Genomic DNA, 23,171 nt, shown 5'->3' with positions numbered 1-23,171 from the left:
CAAACCCTACGTTTACTGATGATTTGCACCATGATTGCCGGAGGCAACTGCCCAGATTTAGGGCTTTGGCCTCTGGATCGCTGGGACATCGACGTCGCCAGACAAATCGAGGGGAGCAATTATGGGCTGGCTGGACCGGGACCGAACCATCGCACCGCCGGGATTCAACCGTTGGCTGGTGCCGCCTGCGGCGCTCGCCGTCCACCTGTGCATCGGCCAGGCCTACGCGACGAGCGTCTACAAAACGGCGCTGGTCAAGCACTTCGGTGCCAGCCTGACCGAAATCGGAGTGATCTTCTCCATTGCCATCGTGATGCTGGGCCTGTCGGCCGCCATCATGGGCACCTGGGTGGATAAAAACGGCCCCCGCAAGGCGATGTTCACCTCGGCCATGTTCTGGGTCAGCGGCTTCCTGATCGGCTCGCTCGGCATCTTCACGCATCAGCTGTGGCTCGTCTACCTCGGCTACGGCTTTGTTGGCGGCATCGGCCTGGGCATCGGCTATATCTCGCCCGTGTCCACCCTGATCAAGTGGTTCCCTGACCGGCCGGGCCTCGCCACCGGTATGGCCATCATGGGCTTCGGCGGCGGCGCGCTGATCGCCAGCCCCGTCTCCACCGCGCTGCTGAAGATGTACGACCCGACCTCCGGCGCCAAGGGCTGGGTGGCCAGCGGCGACTCCGTAGGCAAGCTCTTCCTGACCCTCGCCGTCGTCTATCTTGCCTACATGCTCTTCGGCGCCTTCACCATCAAGGTCCCGGCCGACGGCTGGAAGCCGGCAGGCTTCGACCCCGCGAAGGTCAAGGCCGCCAAGCTCGTCACCACAGAGAACGTCTCGGCCAAGAACGCCATTAAGACCAAGCAGTTCTGGCTGGTCTGGATCGCCCTGTTCTGCAACGTCACCGCGGGCATCGGCATCCTGGAACAGGCCGCGCCGATGATCCAGGACTTCTTCCGCCAGTCCGACGGCGCGTCCTTGGTCAGCGCCGCCGTTGCCGCCGGCTTCGTCGGGCTGCTCTCCATTGGCAACATGGCCGGGCGCTTCGCCTGGTCCTCCACTTCCGACGTAACGGGCCGCAAGCGCATCTACATGGTGTACCTGGGCGTCGGCGCCCTGCTTTACACGGTGCTGGCCCTGGCCGGATCCACCACCACCATCCTTTACGTGGCGCTCGCGTTCCTCATCATCTCTTTCTACGGCGGCGGCTTCGCAACCGTCCCGGCCTACCTGCGGGACCTCTTCGGCACCTTCCAAGTCGGCGCCATCCACGGCCGGTTGCTGACCGCCTGGTCTGCCGCCGGCGTCGCCGGGCCGCTGATCGTCAACGCCTTCCTGGACGCCCAGGGCACGCCCGGCAAGTTGACCGCCGCGTCCTACCAGCCGGCGCTGCTGACCATGGTGGCACTGCTGGTGGTTGGTTTCATCGCCAACCTGCTGGTCAATCCGGTCGACGCACGATTCCACGAACCCCGCCCGGACCGCGAGCGGTCGCACGAACCTGCCATGGAGGCCTGAGATGAGCACAGCACACACCCCCGGGGCGCAGACGGCCGTCAAAGCGTCCACCGGCCGGCTGGCCGTGGCCTGGGCTCTGGTCGGAGTTCCGCTGGCCTACGGGGTCTACGAAACCCTCACCCGCGTGGCGGCGCTGTTCGGCTGATCCATGACCTTCACCGCACCTGAGCAGTTCACCACCCGCCCCACCCTGCATGGCACCTTCGGGATGAGTGCCTCCACGCACTGGCTCGCGACGGCGGCGGCCCAGGCGGTGCTCGAACGCGGCGGAAACGCGTTCGACGCCGCCACGGCCGGCGCCTTTGTACTGCACGTCGTGGAGCCCCACCTCAACGGCCCCGGCGGGGACATGACCGGCGTTTTCGTGACGGCGTCGGACCCCGGCAAGCCCGTGGTGCTGATGGGCCAGGGACCGGCTCCGGCCGCGGCCACGGTGGAGCACTACCGCGCCGAGGGGCTGGAGCTGGTCCCGGGATCCGGGGCGCTCGCCGCCGCCGTGCCCGCCGCCGTCGACGCCTGGCTTCTGCTGTTGCGCGACCACGGGACCTGGGAACTGGAGGCCGTGCTGGAGTTCGCGATCGGCTACGCCCGCGACGGGCACCCGATGCTCGGCCGCGTCGGCACCACGATCGCCGCGGTGGCGGAGCTGTTCCAGGAGCACTGGCCCAGCTCGGCCGAGCTGTGATGCCCGGCGGAAGGATCCCCGCAGAGGGGGAGCTCATCCGGAACCCCGCCTATGCCCGGACCCTGGAACGGCTCATCGCAGCCGGGCTGCCCAGCGGTTCCCGGGAGTCCCGGATCGATGCCGCCCGGCGGGAGTGGCGCGAGGGTTTCGTCGCGCACGCGATGGTGGAGTCCGTTCAGGCCCCGCACCGGCACTCGTCCGGCACCGACCATGCCGGAGTGCTGGCGCTCGTCGATCTGGCCAGCTTCGCGGCCGGCTACGAGGCGGCGGCCACCGTGGAGTTCCGCGGACACACCATCGCCAAGACCGGGCCGTGGGGGCAGGGGCCGGCGCTGCTGCAGACCCTCGCCATCCTCGACGGGTTCGAGGACCGCTTCCTCGACCCGTCCACCGAGCTCGGGGCGCACACGATCCTGGAGGCGCAGAAGCTGGCGCTGGCGGACCGGGAGGCGTACTACGGGGACACGGACGTGCCGCTGGAGTATTTGTTTTCCGACGAGTACTGCGCGGGGCGCCGGGCGCTGATCAGCGACCGGGCGTCCCACGAGTTCCGGCCGGGGCGGGTGCCGGGGCGGGCGCCGTATTTGCCGGTTTTGCGGACCGAGTACACGCCGCCGGCCCTCGCCCAAGTGGGTTCTGTGGGCCTCGGCGTCGGGGAGCCGACCGTGGCGCCGAGCGGGGAAACCCGGGGCGATACCTGCCACATCGACGTCGTGGACCGCTGGGGCAACATGGTCTCGGCCACGCCGTCGGGCGGCTGGCTTCAGTCCTCGCCGGCGATTCCCGAGCTGGGTTTCTGCCTTGGGACCCGGCTGCAGATGACGTGGCTTGAGCCGGGCACACCCTCCACACTTACGCCCGGCAAGCGGCCCCGCACGACCCTTACTCCGACGCTGGTGCTCCGTGAGGGACGCGCGGTGACCGCGCTGGGTTCCCCCGGCGGCGACCAGCAGGATCAGTGGCAGTTGCCGTACCTGCTGCGCACGATCGTGGGCGGCTACTCACCGCAGCAGGCCATCGACGCACCCACGTTCCATACGACGTCGATGCCCGGATCATTCTGGCCGCGGACCTGGGAACCCGGCGGCGCCGTGGTGGAGGACCGGCTGGGCGTGGACGTCATCGCCGGCCTCGAGCGCCGCGGTCACGTGGTGACGGTGGCCGGCGGCTGGACGCTTGGCCGGTTGTCCGCCGTCGTCAGGGACCCGGCGACCGGGGTGCTGCAGGCCGCGGCCAATCCTCGTGGCGCCCAGGGGTACGCCGCGGGCAGGTAGATCTGCTCAACCGAAGGAGTTCCTTTGGATTGGGCGGCCGAGGGTCTAGGGGCTGGGCCCACTTCGACGGCGGCCCGCCAGATACGTTCCGATGGTTAGGGCAGCCGGGACGGCAAGGAACAGTGCGACCCCGGCTGCGCCACTGGCCACGCCCCCAATGGCGAGGTACCCCGTGAGCCCGACCCACCAAAACAGCGCTGCCGCGAACCCACCTATGACGATGAGGGCATCGCGTGCCGGCCGGCGGTTGCCGTCAGGGCGGCCGTGGGCCGGGAGAGTCGTCAAGCGGGTTGGGGCTGCGGATGACGAGGCGGGACGCCCGGTGCGCCGTGCGATGAAGTAGGTGGCGGCGGTGGCCAGCGCTGGAACGGCGGCAAAGACAGCCAGCCCGTAGCCGCCACTGGCTGCGCCGCCAACGATGAAGTATCCCGTCAGGCCGATCCACCAGCACAGCACGGCGGCGAAGGCAGTAAGGATTACCAGAGCGCTCGCCAGGCTGGAACGGCGAGTAGGAAGAGTGCTGAAGTTGCTGCCCTGGGTCATGGAAGTTCCCCTTTGAACGGTTCCGCAACGGCCACGTACCAGTCATCACACCACGGATCCGAGGAATTGATAAGTACTGCCCGCTGACCACCGGAGGGCGCTCGTTCTCAGGCTTGCTTGCACGTCTCAGCAGCGGAAGTAGTGGTTGCGTCGGGGTGTTTGGTGGGGGTCGAGGTGGGGTGGCGGGATGAACCAGGGGATGCCGCTGCGGGGCTGGATGGTCCATTGTTCTTTGTGGATCAGGTGGTGATGGTGTGAACAGAGGAGTGTTCCGTTGTCGGTGCTGGTGGTGCCGGCGCGGGACCAGTAGGTGATGTGGTGGGCTTCGCACCAGGGGGCGGGGATGGTGCAGCCGGGGAAGGTGCAGCCTTGGTCGCGGGCGGTGATGGCTTTGCGGATGTGGGGCGGGAAGACGCGGGTGGTGCGGCCGACGTCCAGGACCCGGCCCTCGCTGCCGAGCAGGACGGGGATGATGTCGGCGTCGCAGGCGATTTTGCGGATGGTCGCGGCGGTGACCGGACCGGTGAACGCCATGGTCCCGGTGCCGGTGAAGCCGAGGGTGGCGTTGCCGGTGAACCGTCCGGCGGCCGGTGGTGCAGGACTCCCGACGGCTGAGTCGGCGCCCGGGGCCTGCCCGCCGCTTGCTTCCGCGGCGCGGGTGAGGCGGTCTAGGAGGTCGCGGTAGTCGATGGTGACCATGACCTGGGGCCGGAGTCCGCCAGCAGCGGGGAGTCCGCCGGAGGCCATGGCAATCTTGCAGCCTCCGACGAGGCCGTCGAGGTGTTTCTGCGGCCGCGACCGCCGGTCCAGGACGTTCGGCACGAAACCGTCCGCGCCCGTCTCGACGTCGGTTCCGTTCGCGGCGGCGTCACTGCCGTCCGCTCCGCTACCGGTGCGGGGGTTGGTGGCGGTGTTCATCACGGTCAGGAGGTGTTCGAACTGTTCGGTGGTGGCGAAGATTTCCAGGTGCTGCAGCCCGTGGCGGGGTTTGCGGATGAACGCGCCCTGGAGCTGGCGCAGGACCTCCTCGGAAGGTTCGGCGCCGTCCTGATCGATCGCGTCCACCCAGCGCCTTGCGATCCGGGTCAGGAAGTCCGGGTCGTGTTCGGCCGCGGTGCGGGTCAGGGCGTGTTCCATCCGGGCACTGGTCTCCGGATCGCAGACGGGCCGGACCCGGCCCAAAGCGTGGGTGATGATCGTCGCGGACCGGGACGGGACGGCCCCGGCGGCGACGGCCGCGGCGAGTTCCTCGCGCAGCGGCGGCAGCGGCTGCCCGGTCATTCCGGTTCGGGGCAACAGCTCGCAGGCCAGTGTGAGGCGGCGGTGGGCTTCGACGGCGCTGATCTGCAGCTGGTCCCGGAGGAATTCGGAGGTTTTGCGGTAGCCGTCGTCGAGGGCCGGGGCGCCGTCGTTCGCGGCCTCGAAGCGGGTGCGCTGCACCGCCCCGGCGGCGACGAGCTGCAGGTATTCCGCGGCACGGGAGATCTCCTCGACCCGGCCGGCAAACTCCGCCGCCTCCCCAAAACCCAGCAACGCCGCGTCCCCGACCGCCGTCGCACAGACCCCGCGCAACTGCCCGAGAACGCTGTCCAGCGGCGGAACCCGGCGCCCCTCACCGTCCGGCCTGCCGGCCGGACGGGCGATGAGAGCTGCACCGATTCCCATGACTCAATCCTGCCGGTGACCTACGACAAAAAGAGGTGCCGCTCCACAGGCCCGGACCCGTTCAATGTGGGCGGCCGGCACACGGGGGAAATCATCCAACCTGCCGGCCGGAAGAACGATGCGAGCTGCGCCGATTCCCATGAACCCAGTTCATCAGTGACCTCGGACATTATTCGCCGCGCCAAAGCTCGCCGCACCCGCACCTGAACCCGGGGAGCCAAACAACAAGCCGCAGCCCAGCGGCACCCGTTCAGTCTGCGCCGCGGAGAACCCTCGGCCGGCCAAACTGCGTCCGGACGCCCGGCGAGAACAACACTGATTCGGGCGGACCGGACACCGCGATGCCGGCCGCCGCAACGAGCTGGTCCTCCAGCACGGTCACTTGTGCCCGGAACAGCGGCCAAGGGGCGTGGGTGTTGGGAACGTAGAGCGTCCTGCCGCGGAAGCGTGTGTGAAGACCGAACCGGGCCGTGAGGTGGACGGACAGCGGATCGCTCGCTTCGACGTCGAACTCCGGTGCTACCGCGAAATCGCTCCGCGCGCCGCCCCGGAAACGCCGCACCGCATACCCGGTCGAGGGGTCGGACGGGCTCGCTCCCCTGAACCGGTCCCGCGACCACACGTACGGAATGCCGGCTGCCCGGGCCGCTAGAACCACCGCAAGCCGCGAGGCGTCCAGACTCAGGAACACGACGCCCCGGGTCCCGTCAGCCTCCCGGGAGTAGAGCCGCACGTTGATCTCGTTGAAGCTGCCAAAGTAGGGAACACCCGGTCCGCGCCCCAACCCGGCGCCCTGCATGCGGAAGCCGATGAGCCCCACCCAGGCCGACCCGTCGAACACGTCCGGGACGACGCCGCGGGGCATAAAAGCTGCCGCAACGGCCTCGGGGATGCGCCAGTGCAGGAAGACGGTATCGGTCCAGCGCTGGTCCATGATGACCGGCCGGGGCAACTCCGGCGCGTTAGGCCACGGGTCGGTGGGCATCGGGTCGGAAATCGGCGTTGTCATGGTCCAGCCGGCCCTCTCAGCTGGCCGTCGACGCCGCTTGGGTGCCCGCTGGCTGCTTCTGCCAGGGCCAGCGCCCGGTGATTTCGAGTTCGAGGGAGAAGCTGAGGAAGGTCCGGATCAGCACGATGATCGCCAGCACCCCCACACTCTCGAACGTCGGGGTGACGGCGACGGTGCGGATGATGTCGGCGGCCACCAGCAGTTCAAGACCCAGCAGGATGGACCGGCCCAGCAGTTGCCGGTAGGAGCGGTAGACGGAGAGCGGTTCGGAACCCGCGGGAAGCTGCCGCGGCTGGAATCCCCGCAGTGCCATCGGCAGGGAGACCAGGGCGCCGATGACCATCACGGCCACGCCGGCGAAGTCCATGAACCGGCCGACCGTCTCAATAATGTGCTGGAAATCCATGCTGTCCTTCGAAGGAGTTGGGTGTGAAGTCTAAATGCCCGGCGCGGCCGGAGCCCGTCAGGGGTGCCGCTCGCCGACGCCGGCCAGGATGGCGCGGTAGCCCTCCCGGAAGCTCGGATACTCAAACTCGAAGCCGGTGCCGCGCAACAGCGCGTTGCTGACGCGCTTGTTCCCACCCCGCGACGGCTCGCCGCCGCCCTCGCGCGCGGCGCCGCCAGATCCGCCGCTGCTAACCCCCGACGCCGGCTCCACCCCGCCGGGCTCCGGCAGCCCCAGTTCGCCGGCCAGGAAGCGCAACACCTCGCCCAATTCGGCGGGTTCGTTGTCCACCCCCACGTACAAGGTCGCCGGCTCCGCAGCCATGGTGCAGAGGTGCACGATCGCGGCAGCGGCATCGTCGCGGTGAATGCGGTTGGTGAAGCGGGACTCCGCCGGAATGACCGCGGAACCGCCGCGCACTTGGTCGATCAGCCGGGTCCGGCCCGGCCCGTAGATGCCACCAAGCCGCAGCACGACGGCGGAAATCCCGGTCCCGCGCAGCCGACTGTAGAGCAGTTCCTCGGCCTCCCGGATGATGCGGCCGGAGAATCCAGCGGGATTCGGCGTCGTCGTTTCGTCCACCCAGCCTCCGCCGGCGTCGCCGTACACCGCTGTGGAGGAGACGAACAGCACCCGGCGGACCGGCGCCCCGGAGGCCGCCACGGCGTCGAGCACATGCGCCAGGCCGTCCACGTATGCGGCCCGGTACGCTGCCTCGGTGGGCGCGTCCGCCGCTACTGCGACGACGACGGCGGTGGTATCCGCCGGGACGGGCGGCAGTTCGCCGGACGTCAGGTCAGCAGCAACGCCTTCGAGGGCCGCGGGCAGCTTCTCCGGCGAGCGTCGCCAGCCCACCACGCGGTGTCCCGCCGCGGCAAAGCGCAGCCCGGCCTCAGTCCCCAGATCGCCGCAACCGGCCAGCAGTACAGTCATACCGGCCAGTCTGCCAGCAATTGCGCGGTGATGCGGTGATGCGGTGAGCGGGGCCTCTAACGAGTGGGCACCGTCTGGGTGACGGCAGGGGAGGGGCGGGGAGCCGGAGTAACTGCGGGGCGGTAGGTGGACAAGGCGTTGATCAGAATGGCCAAGCCAACCAAGATAAGGCCGAACTGTAGGAGCGCCCCGGCGATGCTTGGCCGCTTCTTCCGGCCGAGGGGCACCCGCTTACGAGGGGTCCTGGCAGCAGGTGCCGGTGCCGGCCGCGCTCGCCACTGCCGGAGGGAGGCAGCGGGAGCGTCGCTCGACTCGAATCTCCCGGTGGTGAACTGCGCCGTGGTGAGGAGCCGGGGACTCGTGGTTCCGCCCAGCAGTTGCTGCAGATGAGCGTGGATGGTGGGTACCAGGGCCGGATCCAGGACGGCGGGCAGGCTGGCGACGGCCTCCGCAAGTGTGTTCAGACCCTCGATCGTGATCCGGCTGGTTGTTGTGCCGCGGAGCTCGGGTTGGCCCACCAGGCAGATCCACCCTTGGACAAGTCGCCGGTGGTTAGGCTCCAGAAGCGCCGCAACGGCCGAGGCCTGCTGGAGTACACCTTCAATTTCCGATTCCCTGCTGTACCCGTTTTGCCGTATGTTGCCCTCCCAGAGCCGGACCTCGCCGCTCCAGTGTTTGGCGTCGACAATCACGATGCCGCCGGGTCCGACGAGAACGTGGTCAAGGTTGGCTTTCGGCCGCCCCGGCCAGTGCACGTCGTGGAGGGCCAGCCAGCCGTAGGGCTCAAGCGCCTGCAATTTCTCGGCGACCAAGACCTCGCCGGCCGCGCCGGTTGACCAGGCGTGGGCGTTGCGCTCGGCACGTTCCAGCTCCCGGCGCAGCCGCGTGACGCGTTCTGCGGCTAGGCGCGACTGTTCGGCAGCTCCGTCTCCTGCGGCCATGACTTCCCCCAAGTAGCTCTGGCGTGGCAACACCACCTCGGAAAAGCGGGGCGGTGGCTGCCACCATATGCCAAAGAAGGGCCATTGCCCAGAGGCAGGAGAGCGTCCGCCAACCCGCTCCGAGCTAGCGCGCCGCGATGGGGAAGAAGACCCGCGGATCCTGCAGCAGAGCCGGGTAGTCGAAGTCCCGGCGCGCAACGATCTCGTTGACGTGGAAGTTGCGGGCAAACACACCGTCCACCGTGATGGGCCGGCCCTGGACCTCGCCGACGGCGAAGGACTGGCCGCCGTCGAACGGGATCGCCACCACGGACTTCCCGGGCAGGGTGGTGAAGGCATTTTCCTGTGCCTGGCGCTTGCGGGTGGGCTTCTTCACAAGGGGCTTGGCCGGGCGCTTGCGGGCGTTTTTGTCCGGCCGGCGAGAACCGTTGTCCGCGTAGACAAACTGGTACTCGTCGTCGCCGGCGGGAGCGGCGGAACCGCGGACCGGGGGCAGGCTGATGGTGTCCACCTGCTGGGGGTCGGTGTCGCCCAGCGGCTGGCGGAGGATCCACATGCGCTCGCCAGCGGGATCTTCGGGCAGCAGTTCGTGCTTGGGTTCGGGCCACACGTACTCCAGATCAGGGTCCGTGCCCGGGAACACCTCGGTGTAGAACCGCGGGTCCTTCGCGAGCAGCCGGGAGCGGTGGCTCAGGTGGAAGTCCGGGTTTCCCAGCCAGTACGGCATCGGGATCTTGGCGGCGTAGTCCGGGTGGGCGGCCTGCGGGGCGAACTCCATGATCTTGTCCCGGGTGGTGTCCTCGCCGCCGCGGGCGGTCCACTCATCCACCATGGCCAGACCGTACATGGCCAGTGCCGGGACGTGGCCCATCCACATCCGGACGGCCGGGTGGGACTGCCAGCCGTACTCGGGAATCACCAGCGCGCGCAGCATTTGCAGCGCCTCGACGCGCTGCTTGCCGAGCCGCGCGGAGTCAAGGGCCGCGGCGCTCTGCCGGAAATCGGGGAAGGGAAGGAAAGTCTGCATCTCTCCAGTTTGGGGCCACGGGCCCGCATCACCAATTGCTGGGCCTCCCGGGTGAGTGTGTTCACATTGCGGATACCTACAGACAGTTCCCAGCTCCGGGTTCTACCATTGACGGGAACCACCACAGCCGCACGGAAGACCCGCCATGACCCCTAAATCAACGGCGCCCTTTGCGCCCAAGTACGGACAAATGCTCGGCCCGGAAGCCAACGGAATCCTGGTCCTCGAGGAATTCACCCTGGACCCGGCCGAGGCCCGCAAGGAACAGAGCGGTTTCCGCGCCGCCCTGGCCTCGGTAGCCCTGACCATGCGGCGCCTGCTGGCGCTCCGGCTCTTCATCGCGGTCGTCGCCATCGCGAACCTGCCGCTCTTCCTGCTCTCCAGCGGCTGGGAAATCTACGCGATTTCGCTCACGCTTGTGGTGGCCGTCCACGCGGCCGTGTCCTGGCTGAACCGGCACGAACCGCGGCTGCGGCAGCGCCGGATGCTCGAGCTGCACCTGCACCGGGAGCGCAGCGCCAACTACCGCAAGGTCCGCGACGCGGTGAAGTACGTCATCGACACGCCCGCCCGGATGAACGAACAGCTCTACCTGGAACTGCTCGCCGCCAAGCGCGTCGCCCTGCACCTCGCCCAGGGCACCGTGGCCCTGCTGGACACCAGCGACGACGCCGCGTGGAAGGTCCGCATCATCCGCGAACTGCCCAGGGCCGCCTAAACAGCGTCCCCGCTCAGCCCTTCAGGACCGCCCGGAGGTACGGGGCGGTCCTGCTTTGTTTGGAGCGAGCGACGACGGCGGGCTCGCCGGCGGCGATGATCTTGCCGCCGGCGTCGCCCCCGGCAGGACCCAGGTCGATCACCCAGTCCGCGGCGGCCACCACGTCCATCTCGTGCTCCACCACCACCACCGTGTTGCCGGCGTCCACCAGCCTGTGCAGCTGCGCCATCAGGAGTTCGACGTCGGCCGGGTGCAGTCCCGTGGTGGGCTCGTCCAGCAGGTACAGCGAGTGGCCGCGCTGGGCACGCTGCAGTTCGGCGGCGAGCTTGATCCGCTGGGCCTCCCCGCCGGAGAGCTCTGTGGCGGGCTGGCCGAGCCGGAGGTAGCCCAAGCCCACTTCCCGCAGCGTCTGCAGGGCCCGGGCGGCGGCGGGGACATCCGCCAGGAAGTCTGCGGCGGCGTTGACCGTCAGGCCCAGCACGTCGGCGATGTTCTTGCCGCGGTAGCTGACCTCCAGGGTTTCCGGGTTGTAGCGCGAGCCGTGGCATTCGGGGCACGGGCCGTAGCTGCCGGGCAGGAAGAGCAGTTCGACGGCCACAAAGCCCTCGCCCTGGCAGGTTTCGCAGCGCCCACCCGCCACGTTGAAGGAGAACCGGCCGGCGCCGAAGCCCCGGGCCTTGGCCTCGTCGGTGGCCGCGAATTCCTTGCGGACGGCGTCGAACAGGCCGGTGTAGGTGGCGAGGTTGGATCGCGGGGTGCGGCCGATCGGCTTCTGGTCCACCTTCACCAGCCGGTCGATCTGCTCCAGCCCGGTCACCGGGCCGACGCTGAGCGGGACGCCGGGCTCGCCGGCGTCGTCGGCAACGCCGTTTTCCGATGCCTCCGCCGCGGCGTCCGTGTCCGCGTCGGGGTGCAGCCAGGCATTCGCCACCTCGGCGAGCACCTGGCTAACCAGCGTCGACTTGCCGGACCCCGAGACGCCGGTGACGGCGGTCAGGACGCCGAGCGGGAAGTCGGCGTCGAGGTTTTGCAGGTTGTGGCGGGTGATGTCGCGCAGCTCGAGCCAACCGGCGGCCTCGCGGCGGGCGCGTGGACCGCCGTCGCCGGCTCCCAGGGCGTCCGCCGGGAACAGGTACGGCCGGGTGACGGAGGCTTCCACCTCGGCGAGTCCCGCCACCGGGCCGCTGTAGAGCACCTCGCCGCCGCCTTCGCCGGCGCGCGGCCCCACGTCCACCAGCCAGTCGGCGCGGCGCACCACGTCCATGTTGTGCTCCACCACGAACACCGAGTTGCCGGCGGACTTGAGCTGGTCCAGGACCGCCAGGAGGGGTTCGGCGTCGGCCGGGTGCAGGCCCGCGGAGGGCTCGTCGAGCACGTAGATGACGCCGAACAGCCCGGAGCGCAGCTGGGTGGCGATCCGCAGCCGCTGCATTTCGCCGGGGGAGAGGGTGGGCGTGGAGCGGCCCAGCGCCAGGTAGCCCAGGCCCAGATCCAGGAGCACGGTGACGCGCTGGAGCAGGTCCCGGGTGATGGCGACGGCCACCTCGTTGGACTCGCCGGAGGACTGTTTGCGCGACGCGGTCCCGGCGGAGGTGAGCTCGGTGGTGGGGCGGAGGATCTCGGCGAGTTCGGTCATAGGGACGGCGTTGAGCTCCGCGATGGTCCTCCCCGCGAACGTCACTGCGATGGCCTCGGGGCGCAGGCCGCTGCCGCCGCACCGCGGGCACGGGCCGGTTTCCATGAAGCGCAGCACTCGGTCGCGCATGGTGGTGCTCTTGGAATCGGCGAGGGTGTGCAGCACATAGCTGCGGGCGCTCCAGAACCGGCCCTTGTACGGCTTGGCCACCCGGTCGCGCTGCGGCGTCACCTCCACCACGGGCTGCTCTTCGGTGAAGAGGATCCAGTCTCGGTGCTTCTTGGGCAACTTCCGCCAGGGGGTGTCGACGTCGTAGCCCAGGTGGGTGAGGATGTCGCGCAGGTTCTTGCCCTGCCAGGCGCCGGGCCACGCGGCGATCGCGCCGTCGCGGATGCTCAGCGACGCATCCGGAACCAGCGAGGCCTCACTGACCGTGTGCGCGATCCCCAGCCCGTGGCATTCCGGGCACGCGCCGGCCGCGGTGTTGGGCGAGAACGCGTCCGAGTCCAGCGGCGCGGCGCCGTCGGGGTAGCTTCCGGCACGGGAGAAGAGCATCCGCAGCGAATTGGACAGGGTGGTCACCGTGCCCACGGTGGAGCGGGAGCTGGGCGTCCCGCGGCGCTGCTGGAGCGCGACGGCGGGCGGCAGCCCGGTGATCAGCTCCACCTTGGGATTGTGGCCCTGCTGGATCAGCCGGCGGGCGTACGGCGCGACGGATTCGAAGTAGCGGCGCTGGGCCTCGGCGTAGATGGTGCCGAAGGCGAGGGAGGACTTGCCGGAGCCGGAGACGCCGGTAAAGGCGACGATCGCGTCGCGGGGCACGTCCACGTCCACGTTGCGCAGGTTGTTCTCCCGGGCACCGCGCACCCTGACAAAGCCGTCAGATGTATGGTCCGGCATTGGTCCGGCGGGATCGGAAGCCTGCTGGGTATTCTGCATCTGTCCGACTCTATCCGCCCTTGCCCCGGGCGGGCATGTCGGTGCCGGCAGGCATATCCTTACCGAATGGAAACTAACGACGGCGGCGCTGACGCGCCGCAGGCGGACCAGGAATCGGATCGGGCGGCGGAGCGGGACGTTGAGCCGCAGGCTGAGGGCGTTGCCGAGTTCGCCGGGATCCCCGAAGCAGTGCACGCCGCCCTGCCGGTCGCGGAGCTGCACCTGCACATCGAGGGCACCCTGCAGCCGGAACTGATCTTCGCGCTCGCCGAACGCAATGGAATCACGCTGCCCTACGCGGACCTGGACGAGCTCCGCGCGCGGTACGAGTTCACGGACCTGCAGTCGTTCCTGGATTTGTACTACGCCAACATGGCCGTGCTTCAGACCGAGCAGGACTTCGCGGACATGACCCGCGCCTACCTCGCCCGGGCCGCGACAGCCGGGGTGCGGCACTCCGAAATCATGCTGGACCCGCAGGCGCACGTGACCCGCGGGGTGCCCCTGGCGACCTGCGTGAACGGGGTGGCCGCCGTGCTGGCCACGTCGCAGCAGGAGTTCGGCATCTCCACCCTGCTGATCGCCGCATTCCTTCGCGACCAGCCCGAGGAATCGGCGCTGGACGTGCTGGAGCAGCTGCTCGCCATGGACGCGCCGATCGCCGGCATCGGGCTCGACTCGGCCGAGGTAGGCAACCCGCCGTCGAAGTTCGAGCGGCTCTTCGCCCGGGCCAAGGATGCCGGGCTCCACCGGGTCGCGCACGCCGGCGAGGAAGGCCCGCCGTCGTACATCATCGAGGCACTGGACCTGCTAGACGTGGAGCGGATCGACCACGGCATCCGCTGCATGGAGGACCCCGAACTGGTCGAACGACTGGTCCACGAGCTGATGCCCCTGACCGTCTGCCCGCTGTCCAATGTCCGGCTGCGCGCCGTGGACACGCTGGCCGAGCACCCGCTGCCGCGCATGCTCGCGGCCGGGCTGAACGTGAGCGTGAACTCGGACGACCCGGCCTACTTTGGCGGCTACGTGGATGACAACTTCGCCCAGCTCAGGTCCGTGATTGGGCTCTCCGAGTTCGACTGCGTCCGCCTCGCCGCCAACTCCATCCGGTCCTCCTTCGCGAGCGAGGAACGCAAGACCGAGCTGCTTGCCGAACTGGCCGCTTCCGGCCGCTAACCCCGCAGTTGCCCTATCACGTATGGCTGCCAACACGGCCGGATGGGGACCATAAGTGATAGGGCAATGACGGGGCAGCGCTCTTAGACGTCGATGCTGTCCATGTGCGGGTAGCGTGCTCCGGCGGCGACACCGGCCGGAGCCAGCTCATCGAGCCGGGCCAGGTCGGCGGAGGAGAGTTCGACGTCGACCGCGCCCAGGTTCTCGTGCAGCCGTTCGCGCTTCTTGGTGCCGGGGATCGGCACGATGTGCTCGCCCTGGGCCAGCAGCCAGGCCAGGGCCAGCTGTGCCGGGGTGCAGCCCTTCTCGGTGGCGAGTTTGGTGACCCGGTCCACGAGTTCCAGGTTGCGGGTGAAGTTCTCGCCCTGGAAGCGCGGGGAGTGGCGCCGGAAGTCGTCCGCCGCGAAGTCCTCCTCGCTGCGCAGCTGGCCGGTGAGGAAGCCGCGGCCCAGCGGGCTGTAGGGCACGAAGCCGATGCCGAGCTCGGCGAGGACCGGGAAGATCTTGGTCTCCGGCTCCCGCTCCCACAGCGAGTACTCGGTCTGCAGGGCGGTGATGGGGTGCACGGCGTGGGCGCGGCGGACGGTGTCGGCGCTGGCTTCGGAGAGCCCCAGATGCTTGACCTTGCCGGCCTGGACCAGTTCGGCCATGGCGCCGACGGTTTCCTCGATCGGCACGGTCTTGTCCACCCGGTGCTGGTAGTACAGGTCGATGTGGTCGACGCCGAGCCGCTGCAGGCTCGCATCGCACGCCGCCCGGACGTACTCCGGCCTGCCGTTGATGCCCACCCACGAGCCGTCCTCGCGGCGTTCGTTGCCGAACTTGGTGGCCAGCACGACGTCGTCGCGGCGGCCGGCGATGGCGCCGCCCACGAGCTTTTCGTTGGTGAACGGGCCGTACATGTCGGCGGTGTCCAGCAGGGTGCCCCCCGCGTCGAGGAACGCCTGGATGGTGGCGACGGACTCCTGCTCGTCACCTTGGCCGTAGAATTCGCTCATGCCCATGCAGCCCAAGCCGAGGGCGGAGACGGTGAGCGAACCGAGGGTGCGTGTTTCCATGGGGATCTCCTGAACCAGAGGGGGATGGAGTGCCGCCGAGGAGCCCGGTCAAAGCGGGGCCGGCGTGTGGCGGCGATCAAGCCACTCTAGTCAGCTTGCTTGCCATGGGCAACGGTCGGCCGCGACCGCGGCCGTAGTCGCAGCAGCAGGGTCGTGAGAGCGGTGGCGGCGCCGCACACCGCCGCTCCCCAGGCGATGTCGGTCAGGGCTACGAGGGCCGGGAAGTCCTTGAGGATGGCGAAGGCTGTTAGCGCCCAGGTGGCGTAGGTGAAGAAGCCGAACAGAGCCGCGCCGCCCACCCGGTTCCTGAGCGTGGCCCGACGATCGTTTGGACGCACGCCGTAGTGCACTATGCCCGCGACGTAGACGACGTAGAACAGCACGGCGCCCAGGACGTTGAAGTTGGCGGGGAGCAGGTGGCCGATCTGGCTGCGGTACTGGGTGTTCGCTACGGTGCTGATCCAGAGCGCGTCGATGCCGGCGAAGATGATGCCGGCCGCCGCGTAGGCGAGCAGCCACTTCTTGCGTGGGCCGGTCATGATTGACTCCTCTTGTTGGCAGGGGGCTCGCGTTCCCCGAAGTATAGGCGGCGGCCAGTCAGTGCTGCATCTCTCGGGTATTGAACAATACTGATGGTGGCGGGGAAGCCCCGCCCCCCGCGCCAGAGGTTGGCGATGCCTGTGAAAGGAACACCTGATGAAAGACTCGGAGCGCAAGGCCCTCGCCGCCATCCCCCTGGTCGTTGTGATTGGGGCGCTGTTGGCGGTTGCAGGCAGCCAGGGCGGCGCCGTGGCGGGCGGGATCCCGGTGTTCGCACTGGCCGTCGGGGCCGCCTTCCTGATCCAGTGGCTGGCGTTCGTACCGGCATTCCTGGCGCAGACGGAGAAGTTTTACGACCTCACCGGGTCTCTGAGCTACATCGCTGTCACCCTGCTGCTGGTGCTGCTGACCCCGGGGATCGACGCCCGGGGACTGTTGCTCGCGGGTTTAGTGCTCGTCTGGGCGGTCCGGCTGGGCACCTTCCTGTTCCGGCGCATCAGCCGGGCCGGCAAGGACGACCGTTTTGACGAGATCAAGCCCTCCTTTGTCCGCTTCCTTAGCGTGTGGACCATGCAGGGCATTTGGGTTTCGTTCACCGCGGCCGCCGCGTGGGTGGCCATGACGTCCGGGAACCGGGTAGCCCTGGATGGCTTCGCTGTAGGCGGCCTCCTGGTGTGGGTGGCCGGCTTCGGCTGCGAGATTGTGGCGGACTCCCAGAAGTCCCGCTTCAGCGCCGATCCCGCCAACAAAGGGAAGTTCATCTCGACAGGTTTGTGGGCGAAGTCGCGGCACCCGAACTACTTTGGCGAGATCCTGCTCTGGGTCGGTGTCGCGATCATTGCCGTGCCCACACTGCAGGGCTGGCAGTGGGTTGCCCTCATCTCCCCGGTCTTCGTCGCCCTGCTGATCACCAAGGTCAGCGGGGTACCGCATCTCGAAAAAAAGGCCGACACTAAGTGGGGCGGCCAGGCCGACTACGAGGCGTACAAGAAGAACACCCCGGTCCTGATCCCCCGGATCTAGCCGCACAGCGGCACTCCGGCCCGTCACAGTGGGTCATGACACCCAGAGTTAACCTTCTTCGGTCGCGGAACCCGGCGAACCTTGGCAAAATGCAGGTGGATCAATTGCTGCTAAAGGAGACCCATGGGCGCGAACGCTGCGGAAAACACCAACCTTCGGCTTAAGGCTGTGCTGGACGTGCTGACCGAGGGAGTGTGGTCGGGCGAGAAGCTGAACGCCGGCGTCGTCCTCGGAGAGGCGATCGCGCGGGTGCCGCTGAACGACCACGAGCGCGAACTCCTTAGCGGCGGCATTCCCCGCGGCCACAAGGCGCTCACGAGCGCCACGGCCAAGCTGGTCAAGGCCGGCTGGCTGGTCAAGGGCCGCTCGGGCTGGACCATCACCGAGGACGGCCAGCGCGCCACGGTCGCCTTCGCGGATCCCACCGCCTTCACGGCAGCGCTCGACGCCGGCACCCCGGTTCCGGCCGGCACCCCGCTGCCGTCCGCCCCGGCAACAAAGCGCGCCCCCAGGGCCAAGGCGGCGAAGACCGCCCCGAAGGCGGTCAAGGTAGCGGAAGAGGTCGCCGAAAAGGTGGCCGGGCTGGTCGAAGAGGTTGTGGCTCCGGTGGCCAAAGCCGTGCGGAAGCGCAAGGCAGCCGCCGCGTCGCCCGCGTCCGAGGCCCCGGCCCCGGCAGCGGCGGAGACCGTCGAGCAGCCCGCTGAGGTCGCCGTGGCCGGCGACTTCAACGTCCTGCTGGGCGCGCCCGCGAACTGGGCACCGCAGTACGACGAATCCCAGATGCAGCTGGACGAGGTCGACCAGCTGTGGAAGCTCGCCGCGGACCTGCCGGCCGGCTCGTACAGCTTCAAGATCGCGATCAACCGGTCCTGGGATGAGAACTATGGTGCCTTCGGCGTCTTCGACGGCGCCAACCACGAGGTGCACCACCGCGGCGGCCTGCTGGTCATCCGGTACGACCACCGCACCCGCGACATCGTCTCCGGCTAACCGTCGGGGCGCACTCCAGCTCCGGACCAAGCTGCGCGGGGTTACTTCCGTCCCATACCGGACCCCGGGATGGGCGCCGAGTGACCCCGCGTTGCTTTAAAACCGGGTGGGGTCGGGGCTGGGCGGAACGGGCGGCGGCGGGACCGGACCCGGATCCGGGATCGGCAGCGGGCCGGGAGTGGGCCCCGGCGGCGGGCTTGGCCCGGGTGCGGGGATCGGGGCCGGCGGTGCGGGGCCGGGGTCCGGCGGGAACGGGTCGCCCGGCTGCGGCTCCGGCGACGTCGGCCCGGGCTCGGGCGGGAACGGATCGGGCTCTGGCAGCGGCGGAATGGTCATGGCCCGATTATCGACCCGCGGCCGCCCGGAGGGAAGACACCCGGCGCGCGCACCGGCACCGCCAGGCAAGTCAGGCCGGGCAAGCTGTCCTAGTTCTGCGCCGCGACTGACTTGTCCCGGTCCTCGAACACATCCTCGCCGGGGCCGGAGAACGCGCGGGAGCGCTGCACGGCCTCGATCGAGCCGGTGAACAGCTGGGAGTCGTGCGGGTCGGACGGCAGCCGCGCCGCGGTCTCGTCGGACGCGTCGAGTTTGCCCGGACGCCTGGCGGCCGGCTGACTGGAGGCCGCGGCCGACGGCGTGGATTCGAGCCGGACGTGCGGCAGCGCCGTCGGGAATTCCTGCTGCAGGAACAGCACCAGCTCTTCACGGATCAGGCAGCGCAGGTCAAAGAGCGAGGCGCTGTCCCCGGCGCTGACCAGGATGCGCACCCGGACAAAGCCCGCCGTGGCGTCGGTGATCTGCAGGATGCCCACACGCTCGTCCCAGAGATCGGTGGTGGCGAGGACGCGCTTCAGCTCGGCCCGCATGGCTTCCACCGGGGCGCGCCAGTCGAGGTCGAACTCCACCGTGCCCATCACCTCGGACTGGCGCCGGGTCCAGTTCTCGAACGGGGTGGTGGTGAAGTAGGTGGAGGGCAGGATCAGCCGGCGGTCATCCCAAATGTGGACCACCACGTAGGTCAGGGTGATTTCCTCGATCCGGCCCCATTCCTTCTGGACCACCACCACATCGTCCACCCGGATCGCGTCCGTGAAGGCGAGCTGGATGCCGGCGAAGACGTTGACCAGCGAGGTCTGCGCGGCGAGGCCGGCCACGATCGAGATCACGCCGGCGGAGGCCAGCAGCCCGGCGCCGAGGGCCTGGATCGCGGGGAACGTCAGCATGATGCTGCCCAGGGCCACGATTGCGATGAGTGCAACGCCGATCCGCCGGGCCAGGATCACCTGGGTGCGGAGCCGCCGGGCACGCCGGTTGTCCGCCACATCCACCCGGTAGCGGGTGAGGACCAGGGTCTCAATGATCAGCAGCACGGCAATCGCCAGCCAGGCCACCGACCCGATCAGCGCGATCACCAGGACATGGTCCACGTTGCGGCGCCACTCGGCGTCGTCGGTGGTCAGGGCCAGCGCGATCCGCACGCCGATCAGGCAGAGCGCCAAGCGCAGGGGCACTCGCGCCACCCGGGAGGTTTCCCGGAGGGCCTCCTGCTTGCGGTTGAGGCGGAGGACCACCCGGCGAAGCAACCACGAGGCGATCAGCCCGGCGGCCACAGCCAAGGCCACGGCGAGGAAGGGCATGGCCGAAGAAAGGAAATCTTGCATCCTTTAAGGTGTAGCAAGCTTCGCCAATCAACTGAAATCGGTGGGAAGTCAAGGTGGGTCTGGTCACGCCAGCGCCCGGCCCGGACCTCCGCTGCCCGGGCACCGATTCGGGACCTACGGCCCTATATTCCGCGACAAAAAGCCCGAGAATTGTGCAACCACTTGCATCTCCGGGGGAGGGTGACATGAGTCGCACCGCACCATTGGTCACTGTAGGTTCTGCCGCACTCTTCGCAGTGGGGCTGCTGGCCGGGTGCGGGTCACCCGGCGCGGCGCCCGCCGCCAGTTCGGCCCCGGCGTCGAGCCCGGCGTCGAGCCCGTCAGCGACGTCGACGGCGACCCCCGCGGCACCGTCGGCGAGCGCCTCTCAGAGCGCCGCGTCGCAGGCTCAGGCGTCCACGGACCCTGCTGCCCCTGCCCCGGCGGGCTGGAAGTCGTTCACCACCGGGGACGGCATGCTGACCTTCGATTACCCGGAGAAGTGGACCATCAACGACGCCGCCCCCGGTGCCGGCGGCGCGGCCGTGGATGTCCTCACGGACTATGGCAAGACGATCGCCTCCCTGCGCACGGGGGTGGTCACCGGGGCCGAATGCACGCAGAAGATGCCGTTTATGCAATACGACACGGCGCCGGTGCCGGCCCTGGCCCAGAAAGGCATGGCCCCGCGCTTCGTCTACGAGGCCCGGACCGACCGGACCGCGACCGACCCGGCGAAAGCCACCATGTTCGCCTACGGCCTGACCTCCGAGCCGGAACCCACCGGCACCGAGGCTTGCCCCATGACGCACTTCTTCAACTGGCCGCCCAGCGGCGCCTCGTTCGGCGGCGTCTACGACCCGTTCGACACCACGCCGGGCGGCCCCATGCACGTGGACAGCCCCGAGGTGTACAAGGACACCCCCGAGTACCAGTGGGCCAAGCAGATGATCATGTCCCTGCGGCCGGCGGGAAAGTAGCGGCCAGGTGACGCGGGTTCGGGCGGCGGCGGCCGCCCTGGGACTGGCCGTGCTATTGGGCGGCTGCGGCGCCCCGGCAGCACCGGAAAGCTCGACGGCGCCCGCCTCACCCAGTAGCGGCTCGCCGGCTGGGGGCTCGCCGGCCGCCAGCACCCCGGCCCAGGCGATCGTGACGCCGTCGGGCTGGCAAACGTTCACGACGTCGGACGGGCTGTCCTTCGACTACCCGCCGGACTGGACCGCCCGGGATCCGGGCGGGAAGCTGGGCGGGGCGTTTGTGGACGTCACCAATGCCCAGGGGAAGCCGATGGCCCAACTGCGCACCAACATTGTCACCGGCGCGGAATGCGTATCGCAGTACCCCTACCAGGTCTTCGATTCGCAGCCGCTGCAGGGACTGGTGGAACCGGGCACCGCGGACGGCGCGGCGCCGCGCTATGTCTTTGAGTCCCGGGGTGACGGCACCGAGCCCGGGCCCACGCAGTCCACCACGGCCGGGTACGGGATCACCATGATGCCGGAGGAGACCGGGCCGCTGGCCTGCCCCATGTTCCACCTGTTCCTGTGGCCGCCGAGCGGGGCGCTGTTCGGCGGCACCTACAACCCGGCGAACAACGCCACCCCGGGGGATCAGGCTCTGCCGTACCTGGAGAAGGCGAAGCTGTACAAGGACACGGCGGAGTACCGGCAGCTCCGGACCATGATCACCTCGCTGCGGGTTATAGGACAAAATGTGTGTCTGCGTGAGGCCTGCTTCCTAGTGCCGGGGCGGTAATGCGGGGTTTGCTATGCCCTGAGACTCGTAGTTGTGGCTGGTGCTGGGAATTCCTCGCGTTGTGTGCTCTGTAGTTCTGGACTCAAGCGGAACGGTAAGACCTCCGCCGGGCGGACCCGGTGGAGATGTACGGGGTGCGGTGCGAGCAGCACCAGGACCCGGCCCGATGTGGAACGCCGGGCCCAACTGGGCGCCTTTCTCGGCTGGCTCATGGGCAAGAGCTCCCAGGTCGAGTGTGTCCGGGAAGGCGCCGACCGGTCCTTCCGCCGCCGGACGGGCTGGTGCTGGAATATCGCCCCACAGATTCCCGTCACCGGCGAGGTCCACGACCAGATCCAGGTCGACGGGATTTACGTCGGCTCGTGGTGCTGCCTGATCGCGGTCGCCGGCGATTACGTCCTCGGGTGGCAATGGTGCGACACCGAGAAAAAGGCTGCGTGGGCGGCCCTGCTGGCAAGGTTCCCCGCGCCCACGGTCGTGATCACCGACGGCGGCGCCGGGATTGCCGCCGCCCTGTCTGAATGCTGGTCCGAGACCGCGGTCCAGCGCTGCCAGGTGCACGTCCAACGCAACGTCCGCACCTACCTGACCGGCCGGCCCAGAACCGAGGCCGGCAAAGCGCTCCTGCGCCTTGGCCGTGCCCTGACCAGAATCACCACGGCGACCGAAGCCGCGGCCTGGCTCGGAGGCCTGAACGACTGGTATCAGGACCACGGGCACCTCGTCCGGGCCAGGACCTACCGCAACGGCACCGCCCTCGTGCCGGGATGGGTGCGGGCAAACCAAAGCTGGTGGTTCACCCACGACCGGCTGCGCAAGGCCTACCGGCTCCTCGAACGCCTCAGCCGGGCCGGGACTCTCTTCACGTACCTGCGTGCCGAACACGCCGGGCTCAACATTGCACCCACAACCAACCGAATCGAAGGCGGCACGAACGCCCAGCTCCGTCTAATCCTCCGGGCCCACCGCGGGATGAGCGAAGAGCACCAAAAGCGCGCCATCGAGTGGTACCTCTACCTCCACAGCGAAAACCCGCTACCGCCGGCCGAGCTGATCGCGGCGCACCACTACGAGCTCCCGCGGCCGAAGCGAACGGTGATCACGGACGGTACTCCGGGCCCGGAACGTTATAGCGCCGGTCTCAGCGCCGAAGAAGGCCTCTGGGCCAGAAAAGGCTGGGCAGGACGCACCTAACACGCCCGAAAAAGACACACATTTTGTCCTATAACCCCTCGCTGCGGCCGGCGAAAACCGCGGGTTAACGACGCCGCCCGGCCGGACCACAGGTCCAACCGGGCGGGAGCTTCGCGCGATGCTCACACTGCCGGGAAATGCCTCCGCCGCCGGGTGTGGCTGGGGGGCACCTGGCTGCTCTTGGTCCAGGTGGTGCCGCCCCAAGGGGTGGAATGCGTCTCCCGGATCAGCCCGGTGCCGGCGCACTCGCGGACCGCCATGATGCCGTCCGCGGCGGAACGTTTGTCCTCGAAAGCCTTTGAGACAGCGAGCACTGTGCCGTCAGCCCCCAGCAGCCGGAACCGGACGTTCGATTCTGCGTCGGTGAAGATCTCGAATTGTCCTGCCATTGTCTTATTCCTTTCAGGCGTTCCGGCGGCCGACGCGGGGTGTCCGCAGCGCAGTGCCGGAGGTCTCCCTCC

21 protein-coding genes and 1 pseudogene are annotated in these 23,171 nt (G+C 68.9%); 10 read left to right on the top strand and 12 right to left on the bottom strand.

The genetic code is table 11. The features are described 5' to 3' along the window. The first annotated feature begins 121 nt into the window (after positions 1-121). The 3 genes and pseudogenes from E7Y32_RS01905 to E7Y32_RS01900 all read left to right on the top strand — a co-directional run bounded on the left by E7Y32_RS01905 (position 122) and on the right by E7Y32_RS01900 (position 3,475). Complete coding sequence (locus E7Y32_RS01905) at positions 122-1,516, top strand: OFA family MFS transporter (protein ID WP_146335593.1); 1,395 nt, start codon at positions 122-124, stop codon at positions 1,514-1,516. A 1-nt stretch (position 1,517) separates the two neighbouring features. Continuing rightward, the gene (locus tag E7Y32_RS16220; protein WP_186467025.1) at positions 1,518-1,661 is read left to right on the top strand and encodes a hypothetical protein; all 144 of its coding nucleotides are present in this window, start codon (positions 1,518-1,520) and stop codon (positions 1,659-1,661) included. 3 nt (positions 1,662-1,664) lie between these two features. After that, a pseudogene (locus E7Y32_RS01900) lies at positions 1,665-3,475 on the top strand (gamma-glutamyltransferase family protein). A gap of 45 nt (positions 3,476-3,520) precedes the next feature. Here E7Y32_RS01900 and E7Y32_RS16215 read toward each other — a convergent pair. The 7 genes from E7Y32_RS16215 to E7Y32_RS01870 form a co-directional block, all read right to left on the bottom strand. Continuing rightward, entirely contained in the window at positions 3,521-4,018 is a 498-nt protein-coding gene (locus tag E7Y32_RS16215; RefSeq protein ID WP_186467024.1) for a hypothetical protein, read from the bottom strand. Positions 4,019-4,144: 126 nt separating this feature from the next. Continuing rightward, a complete protein-coding gene (locus E7Y32_RS01895; RefSeq protein ID WP_146335592.1) occupies positions 4,145-5,683 on the bottom strand; it encodes an HNH endonuclease signature motif containing protein in 1,539 nt (512 codons plus the stop codon). Positions 5,684-5,933: 250 nt separating this feature from the next. Further along, complete coding sequence (locus E7Y32_RS01890; RefSeq protein ID WP_222433463.1) at positions 5,934-6,668, bottom strand: YqjF family protein; 735 nt, start codon at positions 6,666-6,668, stop codon at positions 5,934-5,936. Positions 6,669-6,708: 40 nt separating this feature from the next. Continuing rightward, entirely contained in the window at positions 6,709-7,098 is a 390-nt protein-coding gene (locus E7Y32_RS01885; protein WP_146335591.1) for a DUF1622 domain-containing protein, read from the bottom strand. A gap of 57 nt (positions 7,099-7,155) precedes the next feature. Then, positions 7,156-8,070 (bottom strand): SDR family oxidoreductase, encoded by a 915-nt coding sequence (locus E7Y32_RS01880; protein WP_146335590.1) that lies wholly within the window; start codon positions 8,068-8,070, stop codon positions 7,156-7,158. 56 nt (positions 8,071-8,126) lie between these two features. Then, positions 8,127-9,011, bottom strand: a complete 885-nt coding sequence (locus E7Y32_RS01875) for a nuclease-related domain-containing protein (protein ID WP_146335589.1) — start codon at positions 9,009-9,011, stop codon at positions 8,127-8,129. A 124-nt stretch (positions 9,012-9,135) separates the two neighbouring features. Then, a complete protein-coding gene (locus E7Y32_RS01870; RefSeq protein WP_146335588.1) occupies positions 9,136-10,038 on the bottom strand; it encodes an MSMEG_6728 family protein in 903 nt (300 codons plus the stop codon). Positions 10,039-10,183: 145 nt separating this feature from the next. On the opposite strand from E7Y32_RS01870, the gene E7Y32_RS01865 reads away from it, so the two are divergent. Next, positions 10,184-10,756, top strand: a complete 573-nt coding sequence (locus tag E7Y32_RS01865) for a hypothetical protein (protein ID WP_261382511.1) — start codon at positions 10,184-10,186, stop codon at positions 10,754-10,756. 13 nt (positions 10,757-10,769) lie between these two features. On the opposite strand, the gene uvrA is transcribed toward E7Y32_RS01865, so the two are convergent. Next, positions 10,770-13,331 carry an excinuclease ABC subunit UvrA gene (gene uvrA / locus E7Y32_RS01860; protein WP_146335587.1) on the bottom strand — a complete coding sequence of 854 codons (2,562 nt, stop codon included), beginning with the start codon at positions 13,329-13,331 and terminating at the stop codon, positions 10,770-10,772. Positions 13,332-13,397: 66 nt separating this feature from the next. Between uvrA and E7Y32_RS01855 the strand changes: the two genes are divergently transcribed. Continuing rightward, on the top strand, positions 13,398-14,510 hold the full coding sequence (locus tag E7Y32_RS01855; RefSeq protein ID WP_261382510.1) for an adenosine deaminase: 1,113 nt from the start codon (positions 13,398-13,400) through the stop codon (positions 14,508-14,510). An 83-nt stretch (positions 14,511-14,593) separates the two neighbouring features. Here the strand turns inward: E7Y32_RS01855 and E7Y32_RS01850 are convergent, their stop codons facing one another. Together E7Y32_RS01850 and E7Y32_RS01845 are read right to left on the bottom strand one after the other, a co-directional pair. Then, the gene (locus E7Y32_RS01850) at positions 14,594-15,568 is read right to left on the bottom strand and encodes an aldo/keto reductase (protein ID WP_146335586.1); all 975 of its coding nucleotides are present in this window, start codon (positions 15,566-15,568) and stop codon (positions 14,594-14,596) included. 86 nt (positions 15,569-15,654) lie between these two features. Continuing rightward, positions 15,655-16,107, bottom strand: a complete 453-nt coding sequence (locus E7Y32_RS01845) for a DUF2177 family protein (protein ID WP_146335585.1) — start codon at positions 16,105-16,107, stop codon at positions 15,655-15,657. Positions 16,108-16,264: 157 nt separating this feature from the next. On the opposite strand from E7Y32_RS01845, the gene E7Y32_RS01840 reads away from it, so the two are divergent. Together E7Y32_RS01840 and E7Y32_RS01835 are read left to right on the top strand one after the other, a co-directional pair. Next, positions 16,265-17,131: a DUF1295 domain-containing protein gene (locus E7Y32_RS01840; protein WP_146335584.1), complete on the top strand. Its 867-nt coding sequence runs from the start codon at positions 16,265-16,267 to the stop codon at positions 17,129-17,131. Positions 17,132-17,254: 123 nt separating this feature from the next. After that, positions 17,255-18,121 carry a glycosidase gene (locus E7Y32_RS01835; protein WP_146335583.1) on the top strand — a complete coding sequence of 289 codons (867 nt, stop codon included), beginning with the start codon at positions 17,255-17,257 and terminating at the stop codon, positions 18,119-18,121. A gap of 425 nt (positions 18,122-18,546) precedes the next feature. On the opposite strand, the gene E7Y32_RS01825 is transcribed toward E7Y32_RS01835, so the two are convergent. Then, the gene (locus tag E7Y32_RS01825; protein ID WP_261382509.1) at positions 18,547-19,782 is read right to left on the bottom strand and encodes a mechanosensitive ion channel family protein; all 1,236 of its coding nucleotides are present in this window, start codon (positions 19,780-19,782) and stop codon (positions 18,547-18,549) included. Between the two features lie 185 nt (positions 19,783-19,967). Here E7Y32_RS01825 and E7Y32_RS01820 point away from each other — a divergent pair, with 185 nt between their 5' ends. Genes E7Y32_RS01820 through E7Y32_RS01810 form a run of 3 tightly spaced genes read left to right on the top strand, consistent with a single transcriptional unit; the run spans position 19,968 to position 22,710 of the window. Further along, a complete protein-coding gene (locus E7Y32_RS01820) occupies positions 19,968-20,741 on the top strand; it encodes a hypothetical protein (RefSeq protein WP_146335582.1) in 774 nt (257 codons plus the stop codon). A 7-nt stretch (positions 20,742-20,748) separates the two neighbouring features. Beyond that, positions 20,749-21,516 carry a hypothetical protein gene (locus tag E7Y32_RS01815; RefSeq protein WP_146335581.1) on the top strand — a complete coding sequence of 256 codons (768 nt, stop codon included), beginning with the start codon at positions 20,749-20,751 and terminating at the stop codon, positions 21,514-21,516. Positions 21,517-21,549: 33 nt separating this feature from the next. Next, entirely contained in the window at positions 21,550-22,710 is a 1,161-nt protein-coding gene (locus E7Y32_RS01810) for an IS1249 family transposase (RefSeq protein ID WP_186467023.1), read from the top strand. A 122-nt stretch (positions 22,711-22,832) separates the two neighbouring features. Here the strand turns inward: E7Y32_RS01810 and E7Y32_RS16505 are convergent, their stop codons facing one another. Then, positions 22,833-23,099 (bottom strand): YegP family protein, encoded by a 267-nt coding sequence (locus E7Y32_RS16505; protein ID WP_146335579.1) that lies wholly within the window; start codon positions 23,097-23,099, stop codon positions 22,833-22,835. Positions 23,100-23,171 lie beyond the last annotated feature (72 nt).

It is taken from the genome of Arthrobacter sp. UKPF54-2, from assembly GCF_007858535.1.
Classification (GTDB): domain Bacteria; phylum Actinomycetota; class Actinomycetes; order Actinomycetales; family Micrococcaceae; genus Arthrobacter.
The sequence above is the reverse complement of the archived record's forward strand: the minus strand, read 5'-3'. Positions and strand labels throughout refer to the sequence as shown.

Excerpts from the sequence above, each read along its gene's own strand:
- E7Y32_RS01905 (WP_146335593.1), top strand. The coding sequence starts at position 122 with ATGGGCTGGCTGGACCGGGACCGAACCATCGCACCGCCGGGATTCAAC.
- E7Y32_RS16220 (WP_186467025.1), top strand. The coding sequence starts at position 1,518 with ATGAGCACAGCACACACCCCCGGGGCGCAGACGGCCGTCAAAGCGTCC.
- E7Y32_RS16215 (WP_186467024.1), bottom strand. The coding sequence starts at position 4,018 with ATGACCCAGGGCAGCAACTTCAGCACTCTTCCTACTCGCCGTTCCAGC.
- E7Y32_RS01895 (WP_146335592.1), bottom strand. The coding sequence starts at position 5,683 with ATGGGAATCGGTGCAGCTCTCATCGCCCGTCCGGCCGGCAGGCCGGAC.
- E7Y32_RS01890 (WP_222433463.1), bottom strand. The coding sequence starts at position 6,668 with ATGCCCACCGACCCGTGGCCTAACGCGCCGGAGTTGCCCCGGCCGGTC.
- E7Y32_RS01885 (WP_146335591.1), bottom strand. The coding sequence starts at position 7,098 with ATGGATTTCCAGCACATTATTGAGACGGTCGGCCGGTTCATGGACTTC.
- E7Y32_RS01880 (WP_146335590.1), bottom strand. The coding sequence starts at position 8,070 with ATGACTGTACTGCTGGCCGGTTGCGGCGATCTGGGGACTGAGGCCGGG.
- E7Y32_RS01875 (WP_146335589.1), bottom strand. The coding sequence starts at position 9,011 with ATGGCCGCAGGAGACGGAGCTGCCGAACAGTCGCGCCTAGCCGCAGAA.
- E7Y32_RS01870 (WP_146335588.1), bottom strand. The coding sequence starts at position 10,038 with ATGCAGACTTTCCTTCCCTTCCCCGATTTCCGGCAGAGCGCCGCGGCC.
- E7Y32_RS01865 (WP_261382511.1), top strand. The coding sequence starts at position 10,184 with ATGACCCCTAAATCAACGGCGCCCTTTGCGCCCAAGTACGGACAAATG.
- uvrA (WP_146335587.1), bottom strand. The coding sequence starts at position 13,331 with ATGCAGAATACCCAGCAGGCTTCCGATCCCGCCGGACCAATGCCGGAC.
- E7Y32_RS01855 (WP_261382510.1), top strand. The coding sequence starts at position 13,398 with ATGGAAACTAACGACGGCGGCGCTGACGCGCCGCAGGCGGACCAGGAA.
- E7Y32_RS01850 (WP_146335586.1), bottom strand. The coding sequence starts at position 15,568 with ATGGAAACACGCACCCTCGGTTCGCTCACCGTCTCCGCCCTCGGCTTG.
- E7Y32_RS01845 (WP_146335585.1), bottom strand. The coding sequence starts at position 16,107 with ATGACCGGCCCACGCAAGAAGTGGCTGCTCGCCTACGCGGCGGCCGGC.
- E7Y32_RS01840 (WP_146335584.1), top strand. The coding sequence starts at position 16,265 with ATGAAAGACTCGGAGCGCAAGGCCCTCGCCGCCATCCCCCTGGTCGTT.
- E7Y32_RS01835 (WP_146335583.1), top strand. The coding sequence starts at position 17,255 with ATGGGCGCGAACGCTGCGGAAAACACCAACCTTCGGCTTAAGGCTGTG.
- E7Y32_RS01825 (WP_261382509.1), bottom strand. The coding sequence starts at position 19,782 with ATGCAAGATTTCCTTTCTTCGGCCATGCCCTTCCTCGCCGTGGCCTTG.
- E7Y32_RS01820 (WP_146335582.1), top strand. The coding sequence starts at position 19,968 with ATGAGTCGCACCGCACCATTGGTCACTGTAGGTTCTGCCGCACTCTTC.
- E7Y32_RS16505 (WP_146335579.1), bottom strand. The coding sequence starts at position 23,099 with ATGGCAGGACAATTCGAGATCTTCACCGACGCAGAATCGAACGTCCGG.